This window comes from Micromonospora sp. B006 (assembly GCF_003408515.1).
Lineage (GTDB): Bacteria > Actinomycetota > Actinomycetes > Mycobacteriales > Micromonosporaceae > Micromonospora > Micromonospora echinospora_A.
In genome coordinates this window covers 5,012,340-5,035,682 of sequence record NZ_CP030865.1, presented here as the reverse complement: position 1 = coordinate 5,035,682, position 23,343 = coordinate 5,012,340, and the positions used below count along the sequence as shown (strand labels likewise).

The window sequence follows — 23,343 nt, the reverse complement described above, 5'->3', positions numbered from 1 at the left end:
CAACGAAGTTACCTGAGGGCAGAAGGCCGGCCGCCGCGCGGCGGCCGGCGGCCCGGTACTACCGGTAGTTGGTGAACTGGAGGGCCAGCCCGAAGTCCTCGCCCTTGAGCAGCGTGATGACGGCCTGGAGGTCGTCCTTCTTCTTGCCCGTGACGCGGAGCTGGTCACCCTGGATCTGCGCCTGCACACCCTTCGGGCCCTCGTCGCGGATCTTCTTGCTGATCGCCTTGGCCTTGTCCGAGTCGATGCCCTGCACCACCTTGGCGTCGATCTTGAAGATCTTGCCCGACGGGCGGGGCTCGCCGGCGTCGAGCGACTTCAGCGAGATGTTCCGCTTGATGAGCTTCTCCTTGAAGACCTCGAGCGCGGCCCGCACCCGCTCCTCGGTCTCCGCCTGGATGCTGATCGCCTCCTCGCCCGACCAGGTGATCTCCGCGCCGGTGCCGCGGAAGTCGAACCGCGTCGAGAGCTCCTTCTCCGACTGCCGGAGGGCGTTGTCGACCTCCTGCCGGTCGACCTTGCTCACGATGTCGAACGACGGGTTCGCTGCCATGCTCATGCTCCTGCTGTCCGGCGGTCTGTCCTGGTCCGTCCCGCGCTGACCAGCGTGGGACCTCCTGACGGTACCCGGTTGCGGCAGGGCAGGGGGCAACCGCTATCCTTGCTTCCGCCGCCGCGTTGCGACGCGGTGGTGTGCCCTGGCGGGTTGCCCGAGCGGCCAATGGGAGCGGACTGTAAATCCGTCGCGAAAGCTTCAGAGGTTCGAATCCTCTACCCGCCACCAGGTGCAGATGCGGCCCCTGAACAGCAGAGATGCTGATCGGGGGCCGTTGTCGTTTGTCCGGCCTGTCCGGCTGAGTCCAGCCGTTGACAACTGGTCGGGGGCAGGTCGATCTTGACCCGCGGAGGGCTTTTCCGGGCCTGCGACCGCTGGGGTTGGTGGCCTGGATCCAGTCTGGCGAAGGCCGTGCGTGTAGCGATCGGCTGAGGGGTCCGCGGTGAGGCGTCGCCAGCTGTGGGAGAGAGATCGGGGGCAAGCCAGCCCGGGGTTGGACTGGCGCGGCAGCCGGAAGCCCTGATCGTCGACGAGGCCGACCGATTCTGCTTCCGTACTGCCTGGCCGTGATCGTGCCGCCGGCCGGATTAGCGTCATGCGGCCGCCTCGCTCTGGGCTGAATGCCGGCGTCCCGCCAACCGAGGCCGCCCGGCGCCCGGGCCACGGCGTCGCCGTCCTGCTCCGCGTCTACGCCAACTGCATCGACGGCGGCGACGACACCATGAACGACAAGATCAGCGACGCCCTCGGATGATCCACGGCACCCGTCCGCGCGCTCGACTGGGCAGGATGTGCGAGTGATGACAGGAATGCTCGGCCTCGTGCTGCTGGTCGCGCTGGGCTCGGTTGCGGGTTTCGCCCTGGTGTACCTGGTGGTATCGCTCTCGCGGTTGGTGAGGCGTGGGTTCACCTCCTTGCCGCGTGCTTTGAAGTCTCTGACGATCGAGCCGTCGCCGGGAGGGGCCTTCAACGACTCCCGGGACGTGTGGCCGATGCCGAAGGACGACTGATCGGGGATGTACTCGGTTGACCGGGAAGCTGTGGAGGATGAGCCGTTGAGCACCGAGCATGGCAAGGCGCTGACCAGAACGGCCGTCCGACTCTGTCGCCGAGGTCTAGCGCTGGCTGCCGTCGCACTTGCCCTCGCTGGCTGCGCTGACTCAACCGAGCAAGGTCGACAGGAAGCCAAGGACATGGCGCTGCGGGACGCGGAGGTTTATACCCGCGACGCCGAGGTCGCCGCAATCAGTCGCACTGAACTGGGCGACGGATCCGTGCGCTACTTGCGCGGGCATCTGACACGGCCAAACGAACAGGTGTTGGACTCCTGGAGCAGGTCCGGCATGGCCAAGTCGGGTCCGGTGGTCGGCTGGGTGGACGTTGCGCTTACCCGTACGTCGTCTGACAGCGTGTTCTCCAAGGGTGCCACGGTGACCACCTGCATCCGCTTCGAGGTGTCCTGGTCTGACCGTAACGGCGCCCAGTACTCGCACCACGTCAAGGACTGCCCAGCGGACATGTCGCCGCCGTCGGCCCAATAGCCAGCACCGTGCCCACCCGTGGCCACAGTCGCGCGACAGCCGGGGTGTCTGACCATGGTGGGCGGCTGGTCGACGAGAGGTCTTCGAGGCGTCGAAGGCGAACGCCGCCGCGATCGGGCCGGGTTCCGGCGCGGATACCCGACCGGCTGATGATTCACTCGGTTCTCCTGGCGTGAAACCTTGCCTCAGCCATCGATGATGGTAGAGGCTGTCCGGGGACGGCCGAGGGGAGCGCCGACGCTATCTACTGTGGCCGTGGCCGGGTGTCGACTGGCTGACGGGTGAATCAGGCGCTAAGCGTGGTTTACGCGCGAAGTCGTTGTGCGCGCCTTCCGTAGCGGCTGCGGGGCTGATCGTGACGGTATGCTGGGCCGGAGGGTGAGCCGCGCCTGTCGAACGGATGATTTCCCTGCCACTGGCCCTGCACAAGGGCTTGCGCAGCTTTTGCGCGTGAGCGGGGTGTGGCACGATCGTGGAACCTTCACGATGGTTGTAACTCTCCCGACAGGAGCAATCATGTCTGGTCGTAGGCTGGGCCGGCTGTTTGGCTCGCTCCTCCTCGTCTCCGCCGCCTTGGGCGTTTCGGTAATCAGTGCGAAGTCCGGTCTGGGTGACCTCCGGCTCCTCGACTACGTCTGGGTCTGAACGCCGACCCGGGCTGACGTCCACGGAAGCTGGTGGGCCCTGCCCGCCGGGCAGGGAGTGGTACCCACCGGACAGGGAGTGGGATGAGCGGGCGAGACAACCCGAGGCGTAGACCCTCCGAGGACGCCTGGATAATCACCGCACCGCTCGCCCTGGTGGCGGTGGCTTGTTCGACAGTCACCGGACTGATCGCGAAGCCACCCATCGGCGGGTGGCTTCCGGCTGTGCTGCTCCTGGCGCTGATGATCGTCGCCAGCGGGCCGGTCGTCGGGGTGGTCATCCGGAGGCAGTCGCTCGGGATGACTCTCACCGAGCTGCCGTTGGTGCTCGCCTTCTACTTCCTGCCGCCGCTCACCGTCGTCCTGATCTACACGCTGTCCTCGCTCGTGACGCACCTGCGTCACCGGTTGTCGGCGCCGAAGCTCTGGTTCAACGTCGCGCGTGCCGCCGCGGGCACGTCGGTCGGCGCCCTGGTGCTGACCACCCTGCCGCCGACCGAAGGCGTGGGCCCCGCCACCTGGCTGGGCCTCTGCCTCGCGGTGGCGATGGTGATCCTGGTGAGCCTCACCTCGATCGCCGCGGTCCAGACGCTGCTCATCGGGTGGCACGCCGGCCGGGAGACGTTCCGCGCGCTGCGTTCGGGCGTGCTGACCAACGGCATCAACGTGTCGGCCGGCCTGATCGTGCTGATGCTGCTGGAGCAGTCCTGGTGGTCCCTGGTGCCGCTGGCCGCGCTGGCCGCGGGGCTGGTGGCGGTCTACCGGTCGTACACCGAGTTCTTCCAGCAGCACCGCACGCTCAGCGGCATGTACGAGCTGAGCCGGGCGATCTCGGCCAGCGGCCAGGACGGCACCCTCGCGGACGCGCTGCTGGGTCGTGTCCGCGGGCTGATGCAGGCGGAGTACGCGACGTTGTGGCTGCCCGCCCAGGGCCGGCACCCGGAGACCCTGCTCACCGCGCGGGTGGACGACCCTGGCCTGCTGGACACCGCCCCGACCGGCGTCGAGCTGCGCCAGCGGGCGATGCTGAAGGCCCGCCCGGTCACTGTCGGCCGTGGCGTGTGCAGCGATCCGGAGTTCCGGGCGAGCCTGGCCGAGCAGGGCGTCAAGGACACGATCATCGTCCCGTTGCGCTCGGGCCGGGTGGTGATCGGGACGCTCGAGGTGACCAACCGGCTGGTCGACCCCTCGCACTTCACCTCGCGCGACGTCGCGGTCCTGGAGACGGTGGCGGCGCACGCCGCTGTCGCCCTGGAGAACTCGCGCCTGGTCGACCGGCTGCGGCACGACGCCGACCACGACACGCTCACCAAGCTGCCCAACCGGCGGCGGCTGACCGCCGCGGTGGCCGAGGCGGTGAAGATCGGCGCGCCGGGCGAGGTGGTCGCGTTGCTCCTCTTCGACGTCGATCGGCTCCGCCAGGTCAACGAGTCGCTCGGCCACGCCGCCGGGGACAAGGTGCTCGTCGAGGTGGCCGAGCGCCTGCGCGCCTGCGCGCCGTCCTCGGCGCTGGTCGGCCGGGCCGGTGGTGACGAGTTCCTGGTGACGCTCCGGTTGGAGAGCACCGAGGCGGCCTTGGAGCTGGCGGCCCAGCTCCGGGAGCAGATCCGCGACGAGATGGTCTTCGACGCGCTCACCGTGGACGTGGACACGGTGGTCGGCGTGGCGGTCCACCCTGACCACGGCAGCGACGCGGTGGCACTGTTGCAGCGCGTCGACCTGGCGGCCAGCGCCGCCAAGTCGGTGCCGGGCAGCTTGCAGCTCTACAGTCCGGCGCTGGAGTCGCGGTCGCTGCGCCGGCTCGGGCTCGCCGGCGACCTGCAGCGGGCGCTGGACGAGGGTGCGCTGGAGGTCTACTTCCAGCCCAAGGTCACGCTGCGGGACCGCCGCCTGGTGGGCGTGGAGTGCCTGGCCCGGTGGGAGCACCCGGCGCACGGCACTGTCGCGCCGGACGACTTCGTGGCGGTGGCCGAGCACACCGGCCAGCTCGGCCGGCTCACCGAGTTCGTGCTCCGGGAGAGCCTGCGGCGCAGCCGCGACTGGAGCCACGGCGAGCAGCCGCTCTCCGTCGCGGTCAACCTCGCCGCGCGTACGCTCACCGACCAGCACTTCCCGGCGCTGGTACGCGATCTGCTGGCCGAGTACGACGTGCCGCCGCAGCGGCTGACCCTGGAGGTCACCGAGGCCGGTGTGCTGGACGGCGCCGAACGTCCCATCTCGACCCTGCGCAGCCTCCGTGACCTCGGTGTCCGCCTCTCGGTGGACGACTTCGGCACCGGCAACTCGTCCCTGGCCCAGCTGCGCCGGCTGCCGGTGCACGAGGTCAAGGTGGACCGGTCGTTCGTGCAGGGCATGGCGACCGATCCGGGTGATCTGGCGATCGTGAACGCGGTGGTGACGCTCTCCCAGCAGTTCGGCCTGGCGGTGGTGGCCGAGGGCGTGGAGAGCGAGCTGATGCTGGAACTCCTGCAGGACATCGGCTGCGAGATCGGCCAGGGCTTCCTGTTCAGCCGCCCTCTGCCGTACGAGCGGCTGGAGGCGTGGTTCGGCGCCCAGGTCGACCCGGAGACGGTGGTCGCGGGGGAGCTGCCGCGGCTGCGAGTGGTGCCCTGAGCAGGGGCGACACCTGCGTGGGGGATCCGATTTCACCTCGGCGACGCGGTCGTGTACTGTTTCCCCTGCGCGACACCCCCGGGGTGATCGGGCAGGCCCCCTTAGCTCAGTCGGCAGAGCGTCTCCATGGTAAGGAGAAGGTCTACGGTTCGATTCCGTAAGGGGGCTCAGAGGGTCCGGCTGGACCCGCCACGGCGGTGTAGCTCAGATGGTAGAGCAAGCGGCTCATAATCGCTGTGTCGCCGGTTCAAGTCCGGCCACCGCTACTCTCGTCCTCCGGGCATACCCCGGTGGTCGGTGGGACGGGCGCCACAGGGCGCCCACTTTGCATGTCCGCGTCGTCAGCGCGTAGGCTGGCACGCCGTAGTTGTTCCTGAGCGAGGAAGGCACTCCGCCGTGGCGAAGGCGACCGATGTTCGGCCGAAGATCACTTTGGCGTGTGTGGAGTGCAAGGAGCGCAACTACATCACGCGCAAGAACCGCCGTAACGACCCGGACCGCATCGAGCTGAAGAAGTTCTGCCCCCGGGACGGCAAGCACACCGTCCACCGCGAGACCCGCTGACCGCGACCGGCGCTGCCGGTCCGCACCAGCTTTCTCGAACGCCGATCCACCTGACGGGTGGCCTCCGGGCCGCCCGACCGGGCGGATCGGCGTTCGTGTTTTGCGTGTAGGTTCGGCGGCATGTCCCTGGACCCGTCCTTCGTCGGCCGGACGTACCCGCCGACCGCCCCCTACCAGGTGGGCCGAGAAAAGATCCGCGAGTTCGCCACCGCCATCGGCGTGACCGATCCGGCCCACCACGACCCGGAGGCGGCCCGGTCGCTCGGCCACCCCGACGTGGTGGCCCCGCCGACGTTCCCGGTGGTCGTCACGATGGCCGCGAGCCGGCAGATCGTCGAGGACCCGGCGCTCGGCGTCGACTACAGCCGGGTGGTGCACGGCGACCAGCGGTTCGCGTACACCCGGCCGGTGGTTGCCGGGGACGAGCTGGTGTGCGTGAGCACCATCGAGGAGGTCACCAGCCGGGGCGGGCACGGGTTCCTGACCACCCGCACCGATGTGAGCACGGTGGAGGGCGAGCCGGTGGTCGCCGTCTGGTCCAAGATCGTCGTACGCGGGGAGGCCTGAGGACATGGAGCTGCCCACCCAGACGTACCGGGTGACGCGCGCGGACCTGGTCCGCTACGCGGGCGCCTCGGGCGACTTCAACCGGATCCACTGGAGCGACCGCGTCGCCACCGCCGTGGGGCTGCCGGGCGTCATCGCCCACGGCATGTTCACCATGGCCCTGGTCGGCCGGGCGGTGACCGGCTGGGCCGGCGCGCCGGACGCGGTGGTCGACTTCGGCGTCCGGTTCACCCGCCCGGTGGTCGTCCCGGACACCGACGAGGGCACCGAGATCGAGGTGTCCGCAGTGGTCAAGGAGGTCACCGCGGAGGGCCTGACCAGGCTCGACATCACCGCCACCTGCCAGGGTGAGAAGGTGCTGTCGCAGGCCCGGGCACTGATCCGCACGACGCGCTGAGGGCACGCCCGACGCGCGAGGGGCAGACCGGTTGGGAAAGTCGCACGACTACCCGTACACTGGTCCGCCGTGGGGCAAGTGACCCCCGCTCGGCACTGTGTGTCCGGGTGGAGGTGAGTTGCCGCACAGGGGTGTAGCTCAATTGGCAGAGCAGCGGTCTCCAAAACCGCAGGCTGCAGGTTCAAGTCCTGTCACCCCTGCGCCTCAGGCCTGACCGTTCCGTGGGTCGCGCCGCCCTCACCGGTGGCGTCCGGCCCGTGGTGGTGGCACCGGTGGGGTGGTTCCGAGGCGCTCGGGCCCTCCTGGCCGGTCCGCCGGCCGCGGCCCGTCGCGGGACGGTTGGTCCGGCCGGCGTGACCAACACGCTGCGCACGCCGCCCGGCGTGCGACCCCATATCCCGCACGGAGGGCGAAGTGGCCAAGAGCAAGCGCCGCGGCGAGGACGACGGCGACGAGCGTCTGAACGACGACGCGACCGTCGACGGCGTGGCCGACGACGACGTGGCCGACGGCGACGACGCCACCGACGCGGATGAGCCGGTCTCGCGGGGCGGCACCGCGACCCGTAAGCGGGCGCAGGCCGAGCCGGCCGAGGGCCGGAAGACCCGTAAGGACACCGAGCGGATCGGGCTGTTCGCCCGCATCGCGCGGTTCTTCCGCGAGGTCGTGGCAGAGCTGCGTAAGGTCATCTGGCCGACCCGCAAGGAGCTGCTGACCTACACCGCCGTGGTGGTCACCTTCGTCGCGGTGATGCTGGCGATCGTGGCCGGCCTGGACTACGGCTTCGCCAAGGCGGTGCTGTGGGTCTTCGGCGAGTCCAGCTGACCTGCGGACAGCGATACTGACGGAAGTGAGCGAGCGTGCCTGAGTACGACGAGACCGCCGGAACCCCGGACGAGCAGTCCACGGTGGCGACGGCGGCCAACAACGAGTCGGTCGAGGCCGCCAGCGAGCCGGAGTTCCCGACCACCGAGCCGGCCCCGGACGAGGACTTCGACCCGGTCGCCGAGCTGCGCCAGAAGCTGCGCTACGCGCCCGGCGACTGGTACGTGGTGCACTCGTACGCCGGCTACGAGAACAAGGTCAAGACCAACCTCGAGACCCGGATCACCTCCCTCGACATGGAGGACTTCATCTACCAGGTCGAGGTGCCGACCCGGGAAGAGGTCGAGGTCAAGAACGGCAAGCGGTCGCAGGTCCAGGCGAAGGTCTTTCCGGGCTACATCCTGGTCCGGATGGAGTTGACCGCCGAGTCCTACTCCTGCGTCCGGAACACCCCGGGGGTCACCGGCTTCGTCGGCGCGACCGACCGGGCCGACCGGCCGGCGCCGCTGAGCCTCGACGAGGTGCTCAAGTGGCTGGCCCCGGCGGTCGAGACCGAGCAGAAGAAGGCCAAGCCCGAGGTCAAGGTCCTCGACTTCGAGGTCGGCGACTCGGTCACCGTCACCGACGGCGCGTTCGCGTCGCTGCCGGCGACGATCAGCGAGATCAACGCCGATCAGCAGAAGCTCAAGGTGCTGGTGTCGATCTTCGGCCGGGAGACGCCGGTCGAGCTGAACTTCAACCAGGTCGCCAAGATCTGACGTACGTCGGCACCGGCGGCCCACCCTCTCCGGGGTGGCCGCCGGTGCGCCGTTTCGCCGCCCGCCGACCCTCGGCGCGGAGGGTGGCCGACGGCTGCGCTACCCTAGAACGTCGGCTGTCCGCACCGTGCTGACCGTGCGCGCCCGCGGACCGGCGAGAATCCCAGTTCCAAGCCCCAGGAAGAGACATGCCTCCGAAGAAGAAGCTCGTCAAGACGTTCACGCTTCAGCTGCCGGCGGGCCAGGCCACCCCGGCGCCGCCGGTCGGCCCCGCGCTCGGCCAGCACGGCGTGAACATCATGGAGTTCTGCAAGTCCTACAACGCGCAGACCGAGTCTCAGCGGGGCGACATCGTCCCCGCCGAGATCAGCGTCTACGAGGACCGCACGTTCACCTTCGTGCTGAAGACCCCGCCCGCCGCCCGGCTGCTGATCAAGGCCGCCGGCGTGCAGAAGGGCTCGGGCGTCCCGCACAAGGAGAAGGTCGGCTCGGTCACCCGCGCCCAGCTGCGTGAGATCGCCGAGAAGAAGATGGCTGACCTCAACGCCAACGACATCGAGCAGGCCGAGAAGATCATTGCCGGCACCGCCCGGTCGATGGGCCTGACCGTCGCCGACTGACCTCGGCACCCGCTCCACCCGATCTGTTCGTGGGAGGGCCGCGAGTGACGCGCGCCCGCCAGAGACCACAGGAGTCACCAGAAATGCAGCGCAGCAAGAGCTACCGCAAGGCCGCTGACGTCATCGACCGGTCGAAGCTCTACACCCCGGTCGAGGCCGTCAAGCTGGCCAAGGAGACCACCAACGTCAAGTTCGACGCCACGGTCGAGGTCGCGATGCGCCTCGGCGTCGACCCCCGCAAGGCGGACCAGATGGTTCGCGGCACGGTCAACCTGCCGCACGGCACCGGTAAGACCGCCCGCGTGATCGTCTTCGCCGCCGGCGCGAAGGCCGAGGAGGCCGTCGCCGCGGGTGCGGACGAGGTGGGCACCGACGAGCTCGTCGCCCGGATCCAGGGCGGTTGGCTGGACTTCGACGCGGCGATCGCCACGCCCGACCAGATGGCCAAGATCGGCCGGATCGCGCGGATCCTGGGCCCGCGCGGCCTGATGCCGAACCCGAAGACCGGCACCGTGACCATGGACGTCACCAAGGCCGTCTCGGACATCAAGGGCGGCAAGATCACCTTCCGGGTGGACAAGCACTCCAACCTGCACCTGATCATCGGCAAGGCCTCGTTCTCCGAGGCCCAGCTGGTCGACAACTACGCCGCGGTGCTGGACGAGGTGCTGCGCGCCAAGCCGTCCGCGGCCAAGGGCACGTACCTCAAGAAGGTCACCCTCACCACCACCATGGGCCCGGGCGTCCCGGTCGACCCGAAGGTCGTGAAGAACGTGCAGGAGGCCTCGACCGAGGCCTGAGCACCAGCACGTCCCGAACGGGGCTCCGCCACCAGGTCGTGGCGGGGCCCCGTTCGTCTGTCCGTTGTGGCAGTCTCGGCGCATGCGGCTCGACGGCGCGTGGTTCCGCTATCACCGGCACGGCCCGTGGGTGCTGCGGCAGGTCGACGTCGCCGTCGATCCGGGTGAGGTCGCTGTCGTGCTCGGCCGCAACGGGGCCGGCAAGTCCACGTTGCTCCAGCTCGCCGCCGGGGTGCTGCGCCCGACCCGGGGCCGGGTCGCCGACCGGCCGCCGATCGTCGGCTGGGTGCCGGAGCGCTTCCCCGCCGACCAGCCGTTCACCGTCGGGGCCTACCTGACCGCGATGGGCCGCGTCGCCGGTCTCCGTGCTCCGGCCGCCGACCGGGCGGTGCGCCACTGGGTCGATCGCCTCGGCCTGGCCCGGTTCCACGACGTCCGCCTGCCCCGGCTGTCCAAGGGCACCGCGCAGAAGGTCGGCCTGGCGCAGGCGCTGCTGCGCCCGCCCGGCCTGCTGGTGCTCGACGAACCCTGGGAGGGGCTGGACGCCGCCGCCCGTGAGTCGGTCCCCGAGATCATCGGCGAGGTGCTGGCCGCCGGTGGCGCCGTACTCGTCAGCGACCACCGGGGCGAGACCGTCCGGCTGCCCGGCGCCCGGCACTGGTCGGTCACCGACGGCACGGTGACCGAGCAGGCGCCGTCCGCCGGCGCGGCCGTCGCCGTGGTCGAGCTGGCGGTGCCGGCCGCCGGGCTGGCCGCCGCCGTCGCCCGCCTGCGCGCCGACGGCCACCAGATCCTCCGGGTACGCGACCACGCCGTCCCGCCCCCGGCCACGCACCCGGTCGGCGCCGAGGCCGGGGACTCCGGCCGCCCCGGGCCGGCGCCGGAGGTGGCCCGGTGATCGCGCTGGTCCGGCTGCGGCTGGCCGGGTTCCTGCGTACCGGACGGGCGCTGGCGCCGGTGCTGGCCGGCCTGCTCGTCCTGGGCGTCCTCTACGGCGGCGGCCGGGCCCGGCCGGCGGAGGCCTACGGCGTCTCCGCCGTGGTGCTGTTCCCGGTGCTGGCCTGGCAGACCAAGATCCTGCTGGACGTCGAGCCCGACGTGCAGCGTCGGATGGCCCGGGTGGTGGCCGGGGCAGCCCGGGAGCGGGCGGCCGGGCTGCTCGCCGCGCTGGTGGCCGGGCTCGCCGTGGTGGTGGTAGCGCTGGCGCTGCCGTGGCCGCTCGGCGGGGTGACCGCGGCCGCCGGGCCGGGGGAGCGGCCGGCCCTGGTGGGGGTGGCGCTCGGGCTCTGGGCGCACCTGCTCGCCCTGCCCGCGGCGGTGGCGCTCGGTGCGCTGGCCAGCCGGGCGGTGACCCGCAGCGCCGGCTACGGGGTGGCGGTGCTGGTCACCGGCGCGGTCGGGGTCGTGGTGCTGGGGCTCTCCGGCTCGGTCGCGCCGTGGCTGGCCCCGCCGGTCATGGCGACCGCGCGGGCGGTCACCGGGCCGGTCGCCACCGGCGCCGGTCTGTTGCTCACCGGCTGGGCGGCGCTCTGGGCGGCGGTGGCGCTCACCGGCTACGCCTGGGCCCGCCGCACCCGGGCCTGAGCCGCGGTGACCGGGAGCACAGGGGGCGATTTGGCGCTGCGGGCCCGGTCGCGTAACCTGGGGCGGTAGTTCCACCCAGAGACCGCTGGTCACCGTGCTCCGGCACGGTCGAAGGTTCCGCGACAACGGGCGACCCGCGCAGGGCGGTAAGCGTAATTCGGTGTCATGCACGGTCCGCCGACTGTGCCCGTGCCGCCGGCCCTCGCCCCGCGCGCCCTGCGCCGGGGCTTTTTCGTTGTCGTGACGCCTCCGCCGCCGTCGCCGAGCCCCGGCTCGTCGCCGGCGTACCAGCTCCGAGTAACGAGAGAGGAGGGACATGGCGGACAAGCCGATCCGGGCCGACAAGGCCACGGCCGTCGCCGAGCTGACCGAGAGCTTCCGCAACGCGGGAGCGACGGTGCTCACCGAGTACCGCGGGCTCACGGTTTCGCAGCTCACCCAGCTGCGGCGCTCGCTCGGCAAGGAGACCAGCTACATGGTCGCGAAGAACACGCTTGCCAAGCGTGCCGCGGCCGATGCGGGCATCTCCGGCCTCGACGAGCTGTTCTCCGGTCCTACCGCGCTGACTTTCGTTTCGGGCGACGTCGTCGAGGCGGCGAAGGGGCTTCGCGACTTCGCGAAGGCCAACCCGAAGCTCGTCATCAAGGGCGGTGTCTTCGAGGGCAAGGCCATTTCCGCGGCCGAGGTCACGAAGCTCGCCGACCTGGAGTCCCGCGAGGTGCTGCTGGCCAAGCTGGCCGGCGCGATGAAGGGCAACCTGAGCAAGGCCGCGGCCCTGTTCCAGGCGCCGCTCTCCAAGGCCGCCCGCGCGGCGGCCGCCCTGGCGGACAAGAAGCGCGAGCAGGAGGGCGCCGAGGCGGCCTGAGGCCCTCCCGGCGCACCACATTCTTAGTTTTCACGTTTAGAAAGGACGCCAGACATGGCGAAGCTCAGCACTGACGAGCTGCTCGACGCGTTCAAGGAGATGACGCTGATCGAGCTCTCCGAGTTCGTGAAGCAGTTCGAGGAGACCTTCGAGGTCACCGCGGCCGCTCCGGTCGCCGTGGCCGCGGGCGCCCCGGCCGCCGGCGGCGCTGCCGCCCCGGCCGAGGAGGAGAAGGACGAGTTCGCCGTCGTCCTCGACGCCGACGGTGGCAAGAAGATCCAGGTCATCAAGGTCGTGCGTGAGCTGACCGGCCTGGGCCTCAAGGAGGCCAAGGACCTGGTCGAGGCCGCGCCGAAGGCCGTCCTGGAGAAGGTCAACAAGGAGACCGCCGAGAAGGCCAAGGCCAAGCTCGAGGGCGAGGGCGCCAAGGTCACCATGAAGTGACCTTGCTCCACCTGACGCGCGTCCGGCTCACGTGAGCCGGGGCACACCGCGTCGCGGCGGGCGGTGATCCGGAATCGGATCGCCGCCCGCCGTGTTGGTGGTCCCGGACGGCAGCGGTGTGAACAGGGCGTACGACGGCCCGTGTGCCAGCCGGTCAGTGGCGTCTGTCGGTAGCCCGTCGGTGGGAAAGACACCCCGACCGGTAACCGGCCCTTGACGCGGCACCGACCTGCCAGGCACGCTGGCATCAGCAAGACTTTCCGCGCTTGCAACGGCCGCCTCTCGGGTAATGGCAACGGCAGCACAGCCGCCGCGGCACCCGAGCGGGCCGGCAGGAGCGTCGCGTTCCGAGCGGCCCGGACGACCCGGTTTTCCGAGGTCCCAGGGCTTGTTCCGCGACGACCTGCGGGGTGGGCTGGACAGCGGTTAGCCTTTCGGCTACACTGCTAGTTTGCGCTGCCTTCCGACTTGACCCCTGCTCGGAAATGTCCGTTTACGGATATTTCTGGTGGGGTCATTGGAGTGCACGCGTACCAGCCGTTCTGCAGCACCGGTCCTCGGAAGGACGCATCTTGGCAGCTTCCCGCCCTGCGAAGACCAGTCGTACGTCGAGCGCTTTCGCGCCCCGCCGAGTTTCTTTCGGTCGGATCACCGAACACCTCGAGGTCCCCAACCTCCTCGCCATCCAGAACGAGTCCTTCGACTGGCTCGTCGGCAACGAGGCTTGGCAGGGCCGGTCGGCGGACGACCCGCACGCACGCTCGGGTCTCGCGGAGATCCTCGACGAGATCAGTCCCATTGAGGACTTCTCCGGCACCATGTCGCTCTCCTTCTCGGCTCCGCGCTTCGACGAGGTCAAGGCCTCGATCGAGGAGTGCAAGGAGAAGGACCTCACCTACTGCGCGCCGCTGTTCGTGACCGCGGAGTTCACCAACAACACCACTGGCGAGATCAAGAGCCAGACCGTGTTCATGGGTGACTTCCCGATGATGACGCCGAAGGGCACCTTCATCATCAACGGCACCGAGCGCGTCGTCGTCAGCCAGCTCGTCCGCTCGCCTGGCGTCTACTTCGACAAGCAGCCGGACAAGACGTCCGACCGCGACCTCTCCAGCGTCAAGGTCATCCCGAGCCGGGGTGCCTGGCTGGAGTTCGACATCGACAAGCGCGACACGGTCGGCGTTCGCATCGACCGCAAGCGCCGTCAGGCCGTCACCGTCCTGCTCAAGGCCATCGGGTGGTCCGCGGAGCGCATCCGCGAGAAGTTCGGCTGGTCCGAGCTGATGATGACCACGCTCGAGAAGGACCACATCGCCGGGCAGGACGAGGCGCTGCTCGACATCTACCGGAAGCTCCGCCCTGGCGAGCCGCCGACCCGTGAGAACGCCCAGACCCTGCTCGACAACCTCTTCTTCAACCCGAAGCGGTACGACGTCGCCAAGGTCGGGCGCTACAAGTTCAACAAGAAGCTCGAGCTGGACGTGCCGATCACCACCGGCACGCTCACCGAGGACGACATCGTCGCCACCGTGGAATACCTCTGCCGGCTGCACGCCGGTGAGGAGGGCTACGAGGCCGACGACATCGACCACTTCGGCAACCGTCGCCTGCGTACCGTGGGCGAGCTGATCCAGAACCAGGTCCGGGTGGGTCTCTCCCGGATGGAGCGGGTCGTCCGCGAGCGGATGACCACCCAGGACGTCGAGGCGATCACGCCGCAGACCCTGATCAACATCCGCCCGGTAGTGGCGGCGATCAAGGAGTTCTTCGGTACGTCGCAGCTGTCCCAGTTCATGGACCAGACCAACCCGCTGGCGGGTCTGACCCACCGGCGTCGGCTGAGCGCGCTCGGCCCGGGTGGTCTGTCCCGTGAGCGGGCCGGCTTCGAGGTCCGGGACGTGCACCCGTCCCACTACGGCCGGATGTGCCCGATCGAGACGCCGGAAGGCCCGAACATCGGCCTGATCGGCGCGCTCTCCACGTTCGCCCGGGTCAACCCGTTCGGCTTCATCGAGACGCCGTACCGGAAGGTCATCGACGGCCGGGTCACCGACCAGATCGACTACCTGACCGCGGACGAGGAGGACCGGTTCGTCAAGGCGCAGGCCAACGCCCCGCTGAAGTCGGACGGCACCTTCGCCGAGGACCGCGTCCTGGTCCGCCGTAAGGGCGGCGAGACCGAGGACGTCCCGCCGGGCGCCGTGGACTACATGGACGTGTCGCCGCGGCAGATGACCTCGGTCGCCACCGCGATGATCCCGTTCCTGGAGCACGACGACGCCAACCGCGCGCTCATGGGCGCGAACATGCAGCGTCAGGCGGTGCCGCTGGTCAAGGCCGAGGCCCCGCTCGTGGGTACGGGCATGGAGTACCGCGCCGCGGTGGACGCCGGTGACGTGGTCGTCGCCGAGGTCGGCGGCGTGGTCGAGGACCTCTGCGCGGACTACATCACTGTTCACCAGGACGACGGCCACCGCCGGACGTACCTGCTGCACAAGTTCCGCCGCTCCAACGCCGGCTCCTGCGTCAACCAGAAGCCGGTCGTGTTCGAGGGCGACCGCGTCGAGGCCGGCCAGGTCATCGCCGACGGGCCGTGCACCGACGAGGGCGAGATGGCGCTCGGACGCAACCTGCTGGTGGCGTTCATGTGCTGGGAGGGCCACAACTACGAGGACGCGATCATCCTGTCGCAGCGCCTCGTGCAGCAGGACGTGCTCACCTCGATCCACATCGAGGAGCACGAGGTCGACGCCCGGGACACCAAGCTCGGCCCGGAGGAGATCACCCGCGACATCCCGAACGTCAGCGAGGAGATGCTCGCCGACCTCGACGAGCGCGGCATCATCCGGATCGGCGCCGAGGTCGTCCCCGGCGACATCCTGGTCGGCAAGGTCACGCCGAAGGGCGAGACCGAGCTGACCCCCGAGGAGCGGCTGCTCCGCGCGATCTTCGGTGAGAAGGCGCGCGAGGTCCGTGACACCTCGCTGAAGGTGCCGCACGGCGAGACCGGCACGGTCATCGGTGTGCGTACCTTCTCCCGCGAGGACGGCGACGAGCTGCCCCCGGGCGTGAACGAGCTGGTCCGGGTCTACGTGGCCCAGAAGCGCAAGATCCAGGACGGTGACAAGCTCGCGGGCCGCCACGGCAACAAGGGCGTCATCTCCAAGATCCTGCCGATCGAGGACATGCCGTTCCTGGAGGACGGCACCCCGGTCGACATCGTGCTGAACCCGCTCGGTGTGCCGTCCCGGATGAACATCGGCCAGGTCCTGGAGACCCACCTCGGGTGGGTGGCCAAGACCGGCTGGAGCGTGGACGGCGACGACGAGGAGTGGAAGCGCCAGCTCCGCTCGATCGAGGCGCACGAGTCCGAGCCGGACACCAACGTGGCCACTCCGGTCTTCGACGGTGCCCGCGAGGAGGAGATCTCCGGTCTGCTGGCGTCGACCCTGCCCAACCGGGACGGCAAGCAGCTGATCGGGCGTACCGGCAAGGCGCAGCTGTTCGACGGTCGCTCCGGCGAGCCGCTGCCCGACCCGATCGCGGTCGGCTACGTCTACATCCTGAAGCTCAACCACCTGGTCGACGACAAGATCCACGCCCGCTCGACCGGCCCGTACTCGATGATCACGCAGCAGCCGCTGGGTGGTAAGGCGCAGTTCGGTGGCCAGCGCTTCGGTGAGATGGAGTGCTGGGCCATGCAGGCGTACGGCGCCGCCTACGCCCTGCAGGAGCTGCTGACCATCAAGTCCGACGACGTCCTGGGCCGGGTCAAGGTCTACGAGGCGATCGTCAAGGGCGAGAACATCCCCGAGCCGGGCATCCCGGAGTCGTTCAAGGTGCTGCTCAAGGAGCTGCAGTCGCTGTGCCTCAACGTCGAGGTGCTCTCCAGCGACGGCGTGGCCCTGGAGATGCGCGAGACCGACGACGAGGTGTTCCGGGCCGCGGAGGAGCTGGGCATCGACCTGTCCCGGCGCGAGCCGAGCTCGGTCGAAGAGGTCTGAGGCGGTGATCCGGGGGCCGGCTCGCCGGCCCCCGGTTCCGCCCGTTAGCTAGCAGTACAGACGACGACATAGGGGACATAGTGCTCGACGTCAACTTCTTCGACGAGCTGCGCATCGGCCTCGCCACCGCTGACGACATCCGTCAGTGGTCCCACGGCGAGGTCAAGAAGCCCGAGACCATCAACTACCGCACCCTCAAGCCGGAGAAGGACGGGCTCTTCTGCGAGAAGATCTTCGGTCCTCAGCGGGACTGGGAGTGCTACTGCGGTAAGTACAAGCGGGTCCGCTTCAAGGGCATCATCTGCGAGCGCTGCGGCGTCGAGGTGACCCGCTCCAAGGTTCGCCGGGAGCGGATGGGTCACATCGAGCTGGCCGCTCCGGTGACCCACATCTGGTACTTCAAGGGCGTGCCGAGCCGGCTGGGCTACCTGCTGGACCTCGCCCCGAAGGACCTCGAAAAGATCATCTACTTCGCCTCGTACGTCGTGACGAGCGTGGACGCCGAAGCGCGTCACCGCGACCTCTCGACCATCGAGAACGAGATCCTGGCCGAGAAGCGCCAGGCGGAGAACAGCCGCGACTCGGAGATCGAGAAGCGGGCCGCCAAGCTGGAGGCCGACCTGGCCGAGCTGGAGGCCGAGGGCGCGAAGGCGGACGTCCGGCGCAAGGTCAAGGAGGGCGGAGAGCGCGAGATGCGCCAGATCCGCGACCGGGCCCAGCGCGAGATCGACCGCCTCGACGAGGTCCTCGACACCTTCCGCAAGCTGGAGCCGAAGCAGCTGGTCACCGACGAGCTGCTCTACCGCGAGCTGCGCGACCGCTTCGGTGAGTACTTCACCGGCAGCATGGGCGCCGAGGCGATCAAGGCTCTGGTCCAGAACATGGACCTGGAGGCCGAGGCGGAGAACCTGCGCGAGACCATCCGCTCCGGCAAGGGCCAGCGGAAGATCCGCGCGCTCAAGCGGCTCAAGGTCGTCGCGGCGTTCCAGAACACCCGGAACTCGCCGCTCGGCATGGTGCTGGACTGCGTCCCGGTCATCCCGCCGGACCTGCGCCCGATGGTGCAGCTCGACGGTGGCCGCTTCGCGACCTCCGACCTCAACGACCTGTACCGGCGTGTGATCAACCGGAACAACCGCCTCAAGCGGCTGATCGACCTCGGCGCGCCCGAGATCATCGTCAACAACGAGAAGCGGATGCTCCAGGAGGCCGTCGACGCGCTGTTCGACAACGGCCGTCGTGGTCGTCCGGTCACCGGCCCGGGTAACCGGCCGCTGAAGTCGCTGTCCGACATGCTCAAGGGCAAGCAGGGCCGGTTCCGCCAGAACCTGCTGGGCAAGCGCGTCGACTACTCCGGCCGTTCGGTCATCGTGGTCGGCCCGAAGCTCAAGCTGCACCAGTGCGGTCTGCCCAAGCAGATGGCGCTGGAGCTGTTCAAGCCGTTCGTCATGAAGCGGCTGGTCGACCTCAACCACGCGCAGAACATCAAGTCCGCCAAGCGGATGGTCGAGCGGCAGCGGCCGGTCGTGTGGGACGTGCTGGAAGAGGTCATCGGCGAGCACCCGGTGCTGCTGAACCGCGCGCCGACGCTGCACCGTCTGGGCATCCAGGCCTTCGAGCCGCAGCTGGTCGAGGGCAAGGCCATCCAGATCCACCCGCTGGTCTGCACCGCGTTCAACGCCGACTTCGACGGTGACCAGATGGCGGTCCACGTGCCGCTGTCCGCCGAGGCCCAGGCCGAGGCGCGGATCCTGATGCTGTCGTCGAACAACATCCTCAAGCCGGCCGACGGCAAGCCGGTCACCATGCCCACCCAGGACATGGTCATCGGTCTCTACCACCTCACCCACCTCACTGCGGGGGGCAAGGGCGAGGGCCGGGTGTTCAGCTCGGACGCCGAGGCGCGGATGGCGTACGACAACGGCGAGCTGCACCTGCAGGCGCCGGTCCGGATCCGGCTGCGCGACGTCGTCGGTGTGGACAACGGCGCCGGCGCCGAGCCCTGGACCGCCCCCGAGGGCTGGACCGAGGGCGAGCCGGTGACCGTGGAGACCACGCTGGGCCGGGTCCTGTTCAACGAGACGCTGCCCCCGGGCTACCGCTTCGTGAACTACGAGATCCGCAAGGGCCAGCTCTCCGCGATCGTCAACGACCTCGCCGAGCGCTTCCCGAAGGTGGCCCTGGCGGCCACCCTGGACGGGCTCAAGGAGGCCGGTTTCCACTGGGCCACCTGGTCCGGCGTCACCATCGGCATGGAGGACGTCATCGCTCCGCCGCGCAAGCGGGAGATCCTGGAGCGGTACGAGAAGGAAGCCGACCGGATCGACAAGCAGTACCAGCGTGGTCTGATGACCGCCGAGGAGCGCCGCGGCGAGCTCATCGAGATCTGGACCAAGGCGACGAACGAGGTCGCCAAGGAGATGGACACCGCGCTGCCGCAGGAGAACCCGCTGTGGAAGATGATCAACTCGGGTGCCCGCGGTAACCTGCTCCAGCTCCGGCAGATCGCGGCGATCCGTGGTCTGGTGGCCAACCCGAAGGGCGAGATCATCCCGCGGCCGATCAAGGCCTCGTACCGGGAGGGTCTGTCCGTACTGGAGTACTTCATCTCCACGCACGGCGCCCGGAAGGGTCTCGCGGACACCGCCCTGCGTACCGCCGACTCGGGTTACCTGACCCGGCGTCTGGTGGACGTCTCGCAGGACGTCATCATCCGCGAGGAGGACTGCGGCACCGACCGTGCCATCCCGATGCAGATCGGTGAGCGGATCGACGGCAAGCTGGTCGTGCACGAGCACGCCGAGACCAGCGTGCACGCCCGGACGCTGGCCGACGACATCAAGGGGCCGGACGGCACCGTGGTGGCCCACCGCGGCCAGGACATCAACTCGATCCTGGTGGACGCGATCGTCGCCGCCGGGACGGAGACGGTGCGGGTGCGCAGCGTGCTCACCTGCGAGTCGAAGCTGGGCGTCTGCGGTGCGTGCTACGGCCGCTCGCTGCCGACCGGCAAGACCGTGGACGTCGGCGAGGCGGTCGGCATCATCGCCGCCCAGTCGATCGGTGAGCCGGGTACGCAGCTGACGATGCGTACCTTCCACACCGGTGGTGTCGCGGGTGAGGACATCACCCAGGGTCTGCCCCGTGTCCAGGAGATCTTCGAGGCCCGGGTGCCGAAGGGCAAGGCGCCCATCGCCGACACCCCGGGTCGCATCCGGATCGAGGACGGCGAGCGGTCCCGCAAGATCGTGGTCATCCCGGACGACGGCAGCGACGAGATCGTCTACGACAAGATCTCGAAGCGGGTCCGGCTCCGGGCGCACGACGGCGACCACGTCGAGGTCGGCGAGAAGCTCACCGAGGGCACCATCGACCCGCACGAGCTGCTGCGCATCCTCGGCCCGCGCGCGGTCCAGGTCCACCTGACCCAGGAGGTCCAGGAGGTCTACCGCTCGCAGGGTGTGCTCATCCACGACAAGCACATCGAGATCATCATCCGCCAGATGCTCAAGCGGGTGACGGTGATCGACTCCGGCTCGACCGAGTTCCTGCCGGGCGTGCTGGTCGACCGGGCGCTGTTCGAGTCGGAGAACCGCCGGCTCGTCGGCGAGGGTGGCGAGCCCGCCGCCGGTCGCCCGGTGCTGATGGGTATCACCAAGGCCTCGCTGGCCACTGACTCCTGGCTGTCGGCGGCCTCCTTCCAGGAGACCACCCGGGTGCTGACGGACGCGGCGATCCACGCCCGCAGCGACTCGCTGATCGGCCTCAAGGAGAACGTGATCATCGGTAAGCTCATCCCGGCCGGTACGGGCATCAGCAAGTACCGCAACGTCCGGGTCGAGCCGACCGAGGAGGCGAAGGCCAAGGTCTACTCGATGACCGGCTACCCGGAGACCGACTACGGCTTCGGGCCGGCCAGCGGCCAGGCGGTTCCGCTGGACGACTTCGACTTCGGGTCGTACCGCTAAGCACCAGGAAACGACGAGGCCCCCGGCAGCAGCCGGGGGCCTCGTCGCGTCCGGGCCGGCTTGCCGGGACCCGGGGAACCGGTTCGGGGCATGATGGAGGCATGACGACAGTGCCCGGGCCGGCGCCCGTCGTGCCGCAGGGGCACCGCCATCCGCACGACCCGGAGCCGGTCCGCTCCACCAAGGCCCGGGCCGTCTTCGCGCTTGGCCTGATCGGCGCGCTCACCGGCCTGTTCGTCGGTGGCGCGGTGCCGGCGACGATCGCGCTCACGCTGGCCCGGCAGGCACGCCGCGAGGCGTACGCGTCGGGTGGTTATCTCACCGGCGGCGACTGGCTGCGGCGCGGCGAGCAGATGGCGCGGACCGGGCTGGTACTGACCGCGGTCGCGGTGGTCGCGGCGGTGGTGATCGGCGTGGTCCGGTACGCCGACGGCTCGTTCGGCCACGACTTCGCGCCGAACTTCGACTGACCGGGCGGGGGAGCGGACCGCGCCCGCCCACCCGGCCGTGACCCGCGACGGTAGCCTGGCCGGTGTCCGCCGGGTGGCGGGCGAGTGTGGACAGGAGGAACCCGTGACGGAGCCGGCCGCGCCGGGAGGCGACCCGAACCGCCCCGGGCCGTACCCGCCGGGTTCCGCGTCCGCGCCCGCGCCTGCGCACCTCCCGCACGGGGCGTACCCGGGGAATCCGCCGGGCCACGGCGGCGGCTGGCCGGCTCCGGCGAGCGCGCCGGGCCACGGGGGCTGGGGACCGGCGTTCCCGCCGCCGCCGGCCGAGGCGCCGCGACCGCCGAAGCGGATCGACGCGGTGCCCGGTACGCCGTTCGGCGTGGTCCACCTCGACGTGCCGCCGGTCACCTCCGGGCTCGCCATCGGGTCGTTGATCGCCGGGATCGCCGCGATCGGGGTCTCGCTGCTGGTCTTCTGCTTCGGGATCGCCGGGCCGGACTACGGTGGCGCCTGGGCGGCCGGCGCGTTCACAGTGCTCGGCGCGCTGATCGGGGTCGGCGCGGTGGTGGCCGGGCTGCTCGCCCGTCGGCAGATCCGCCGGCCGGCGCCGCCGCCGGCGGTCCGGTTCACCGGTGCCGGCCTGGCGGTGGCCGGGCTCTCCTGCGGCGGCGTGGGGCTGCTGTTCAGCCTGATCGGGCTCGGGCTGGCCCTGGTGGTGCAGATCACGTGAGGCCCTCGGTGGGGCCGGTGCGGCCGCTGACCTGCCACGACCGGTATGTCCGGGTGCCCGGAGGCTGGGCGGTGTCGGGGCCGCCGGGTCGCCCGGCGGACGAGCCGGTACACTTGTCACTGTAGGTGCCCGTCATGGGCGCGTCGGCAACCCGGAGATCGGCCGGCGGATCGCGAAGAGCGGTCCTCCCGACCCATCCGTTTTGACCGGCGCGGCTGTGGTAGGTACTCTTTCCCCTTGTGCCCGGGCTCGCCCGGGCAATGCGTGCGTGCGCTGGAACCGGTCAGCCGGTGAATAGCGCCGTCGCGCACCATCAAGACCAAACACCCGGTACGACGCGTCAGCGGCCGGCACCGGGACCGTGACTTGGGCGACACGCCCGACCGCGGGTGCTGGGGAGCCGTCAGGCGGCCCTGGTTGGAATGTAAGAGAGCCGCCCATCCGGACGGCTGGAGCAGACGGCGCGGTCGCATCGCAGCGGCCGAAGGGAGCGGAGAAACCCGGTGCCCACCATTCAGCAGTTGGTCCGAAAGGGCCGCCAGGCCAAGACGACCAAGACGAAGACCCCTGCGCTCAAGGGGTCTCCCCAGCGGCGCGGCGTGTGCACCCGCGTGTACACCACCACCCCGAAGAAGCCGAACTCGGCGCTGCGCAAGGTCGCTCGTGTCAAGCTCAGCAGCCAGATCGAGGTGACCGCCTACATCCCGGGCGTCGGCCACAACCTGCAGGAGCACTCGATCGTGCTCGTGCGTGGCGGCCGTGTGAAGGATCTCCCGGGCGTGCGGTACAAGATCGTGCGCGGCTCGCTGGACACCCAGGGTGTCCGCAACCGCAAGCAGGCTCGCAGCCGCTACGGCGCGAAGAAGGAGAAGAGCTGACATGCCGCGTAAGGGACCCGCTCCGCGGAAGCCGCTGGTCGCTGACCCGGTGTACAACTCCCCGCTGGTCACCCAGCTGGTGAACAAGATCCTGATGCGCGGTAAGCGTCAGCTCGCCGAGCGCATCGTGTACGCCGCCCTGGAGGGCTGCCGCGAGAAGTCCGGCACCGACCCGGTCGTCACGCTCAAGCGCGCGATGGACAACGTCAAGCCGACCCTCGAGGTGCGCAGCCGCCGTGTCGGTGGCGCCACCTACCAGGTTCCGGTCGAGGTCCGGCCGTCCCGTGCGACCACTCTCGGTCTGCGCTGGCTGGTGACCTACTCCCGGGCCCGGCGCGAGAAGACCATGGTCGAGCGGCTGATGAACGAGCTGCTGGACGCGAGCAACGGCCTGGGCGCCGCCGTCAAGCGGCGCGAGGACACGCACAAGATGGCCGAGTCCAACAAGGCCTTCGCGCACTACCGCTGGTAACACCTGAGGTTCCGGCGCCCACCCGGCGCCGGAACCGCCACCAGTTGTGTCGAGACGACGATAA

The 23,343-nt window shown here is 69.8% G+C and carries 22 protein-coding genes and 4 tRNA genes; 25 read left to right on the top strand and 1 reads right to left on the bottom strand.

Annotated elements, in window-relative coordinates; all coding sequences use genetic code 11:
• Positions 1 to 58 precede the first annotated feature (58 nt).
• Positions 59 to 553 (bottom strand): YajQ family cyclic di-GMP-binding protein, encoded by a 495-nt coding sequence (locus tag MicB006_RS22655; protein ID WP_116508727.1) that lies wholly within the window; start codon positions 551 to 553, stop codon positions 59 to 61.
• Between the two features lie 147 nt (positions 554 to 700).
• Here MicB006_RS22655 and MicB006_RS22650 point away from each other — a divergent pair.
• The 25 genes from MicB006_RS22650 (at position 701) to rpsG (ending at position 23,279) form a co-directional block, all read left to right on the top strand.
• Positions 701 to 784, top strand: a tRNA-Tyr gene (locus tag MicB006_RS22650).
• A 367-nt stretch (positions 785 to 1,151) separates the two neighbouring features.
• Positions 1,152 to 1,310: a hypothetical protein gene (locus MicB006_RS32075; RefSeq protein WP_192900363.1), complete on the top strand. Its 159-nt coding sequence runs from the start codon at positions 1,152 to 1,154 to the stop codon at positions 1,308 to 1,310.
• 46 nt (positions 1,311 to 1,356) lie between these two features.
• Complete coding sequence (locus MicB006_RS22645; protein WP_152037866.1) at positions 1,357 to 1,566, top strand: hypothetical protein; 210 nt, start codon at positions 1,357 to 1,359, stop codon at positions 1,564 to 1,566.
• Positions 1,567 to 1,611: 45 nt separating this feature from the next.
• The gene (locus MicB006_RS22640) at positions 1,612 to 2,097 is read left to right on the top strand and encodes a hypothetical protein (RefSeq protein ID WP_152037865.1); all 486 of its coding nucleotides are present in this window, start codon (positions 1,612 to 1,614) and stop codon (positions 2,095 to 2,097) included.
• Positions 2,098 to 2,825: 728 nt separating this feature from the next.
• On the top strand, positions 2,826 to 5,354 hold the full coding sequence (locus MicB006_RS22635) for a bifunctional diguanylate cyclase/phosphodiesterase (RefSeq protein ID WP_116508722.1): 2,529 nt from the start codon (positions 2,826 to 2,828) through the stop codon (positions 5,352 to 5,354).
• Positions 5,355 to 5,449: 95 nt separating this feature from the next.
• Positions 5,450 to 5,522 (top strand) — tRNA-Thr (locus tag MicB006_RS22630).
• 25 nt (positions 5,523 to 5,547) lie between these two features.
• A tRNA-Met gene (locus MicB006_RS22625) sits at positions 5,548 to 5,620 on the top strand.
• 130 nt (positions 5,621 to 5,750) lie between these two features.
• Entirely contained in the window at positions 5,751 to 5,918 is a 168-nt protein-coding gene (gene rpmG, locus MicB006_RS22620) for a 50S ribosomal protein L33 (protein WP_013288652.1), read from the top strand.
• A 120-nt stretch (positions 5,919 to 6,038) separates the two neighbouring features.
• Entirely contained in the window at positions 6,039 to 6,485 is a 447-nt protein-coding gene (locus tag MicB006_RS22615) for a MaoC family dehydratase N-terminal domain-containing protein (protein ID WP_116508721.1), read from the top strand.
• A 4-nt stretch (positions 6,486 to 6,489) separates the two neighbouring features.
• Positions 6,490 to 6,882, top strand: coding sequence for a MaoC/PaaZ C-terminal domain-containing protein (locus MicB006_RS22610; protein WP_116508719.1), 393 nt, complete (start codon positions 6,490 to 6,492; stop codon positions 6,880 to 6,882).
• Positions 6,883 to 7,009: 127 nt separating this feature from the next.
• Positions 7,010 to 7,082, top strand: a tRNA-Trp gene (locus MicB006_RS22605).
• 214 nt (positions 7,083 to 7,296) lie between these two features.
• Positions 7,297 to 7,707, top strand: coding sequence for a preprotein translocase subunit SecE (gene secE, locus MicB006_RS22600; protein ID WP_073828962.1), 411 nt, complete (start codon positions 7,297 to 7,299; stop codon positions 7,705 to 7,707).
• Between the two features lie 35 nt (positions 7,708 to 7,742).
• Positions 7,743 to 8,465, top strand: a complete 723-nt coding sequence (gene nusG / locus MicB006_RS22595; protein WP_073828961.1) for a transcription termination/antitermination protein NusG — start codon at positions 7,743 to 7,745, stop codon at positions 8,463 to 8,465.
• Between the two features lie 188 nt (positions 8,466 to 8,653).
• Entirely contained in the window at positions 8,654 to 9,085 is a 432-nt protein-coding gene (gene rplK / locus MicB006_RS22590) for a 50S ribosomal protein L11 (RefSeq protein WP_073828960.1), read from the top strand.
• A gap of 83 nt (positions 9,086 to 9,168) precedes the next feature.
• Positions 9,169 to 9,885, top strand: a complete 717-nt coding sequence (rplA, locus tag MicB006_RS22585) for a 50S ribosomal protein L1 (RefSeq protein WP_073828959.1) — start codon at positions 9,169 to 9,171, stop codon at positions 9,883 to 9,885.
• Positions 9,886 to 9,967: 82 nt separating this feature from the next.
• Entirely contained in the window at positions 9,968 to 10,783 is an 816-nt protein-coding gene (locus tag MicB006_RS22580; RefSeq protein WP_116508717.1) for an ATP-binding cassette domain-containing protein, read from the top strand.
• A complete protein-coding gene (locus tag MicB006_RS22575) occupies positions 10,780 to 11,469 on the top strand; it encodes a hypothetical protein (protein ID WP_116508715.1) in 690 nt (229 codons plus the stop codon). Before MicB006_RS22580 ends, MicB006_RS22575 begins: the two co-directional genes overlap by 4 nt.
• A gap of 316 nt (positions 11,470 to 11,785) precedes the next feature.
• Positions 11,786 to 12,334 carry a 50S ribosomal protein L10 gene (rplJ, locus tag MicB006_RS22570; RefSeq protein WP_073828956.1) on the top strand — a complete coding sequence of 183 codons (549 nt, stop codon included), beginning with the start codon at positions 11,786 to 11,788 and terminating at the stop codon, positions 12,332 to 12,334.
• A gap of 54 nt (positions 12,335 to 12,388) precedes the next feature.
• Positions 12,389 to 12,778 carry a 50S ribosomal protein L7/L12 gene (gene rplL, locus MicB006_RS22565; RefSeq protein WP_116508713.1) on the top strand — a complete coding sequence of 130 codons (390 nt, stop codon included), beginning with the start codon at positions 12,389 to 12,391 and terminating at the stop codon, positions 12,776 to 12,778.
• Between the two features lie 572 nt (positions 12,779 to 13,350).
• Positions 13,351 to 16,782, top strand: coding sequence for a DNA-directed RNA polymerase subunit beta (locus tag MicB006_RS22560; protein ID WP_073828954.1), 3,432 nt, complete (start codon positions 13,351 to 13,353; stop codon positions 16,780 to 16,782).
• A gap of 80 nt (positions 16,783 to 16,862) precedes the next feature.
• A complete protein-coding gene (locus MicB006_RS22555) occupies positions 16,863 to 20,750 on the top strand; it encodes a DNA-directed RNA polymerase subunit beta' (RefSeq protein ID WP_116508711.1) in 3,888 nt (1,295 codons plus the stop codon).
• A gap of 101 nt (positions 20,751 to 20,851) precedes the next feature.
• Positions 20,852 to 21,220 carry a hypothetical protein gene (locus MicB006_RS22550; RefSeq protein ID WP_192900123.1) on the top strand — a complete coding sequence of 123 codons (369 nt, stop codon included), beginning with the start codon at positions 20,852 to 20,854 and terminating at the stop codon, positions 21,218 to 21,220.
• Between the two features lie 328 nt (positions 21,221 to 21,548).
• Positions 21,549 to 21,929, top strand: coding sequence for a hypothetical protein (locus MicB006_RS32070; protein ID WP_192900328.1), 381 nt, complete (start codon positions 21,549 to 21,551; stop codon positions 21,927 to 21,929).
• 503 nt (positions 21,930 to 22,432) lie between these two features.
• Positions 22,433 to 22,807: a 30S ribosomal protein S12 gene (rpsL, locus tag MicB006_RS22540; RefSeq protein WP_007465318.1), complete on the top strand. Its 375-nt coding sequence runs from the start codon at positions 22,433 to 22,435 to the stop codon at positions 22,805 to 22,807.
• A 1-nt stretch (position 22,808) separates the two neighbouring features.
• Entirely contained in the window at positions 22,809 to 23,279 is a 471-nt protein-coding gene (rpsG, locus tag MicB006_RS22535) for a 30S ribosomal protein S7 (protein ID WP_073828950.1), read from the top strand.
• Positions 23,280 to 23,343: the final 64 nt, after the last annotated feature.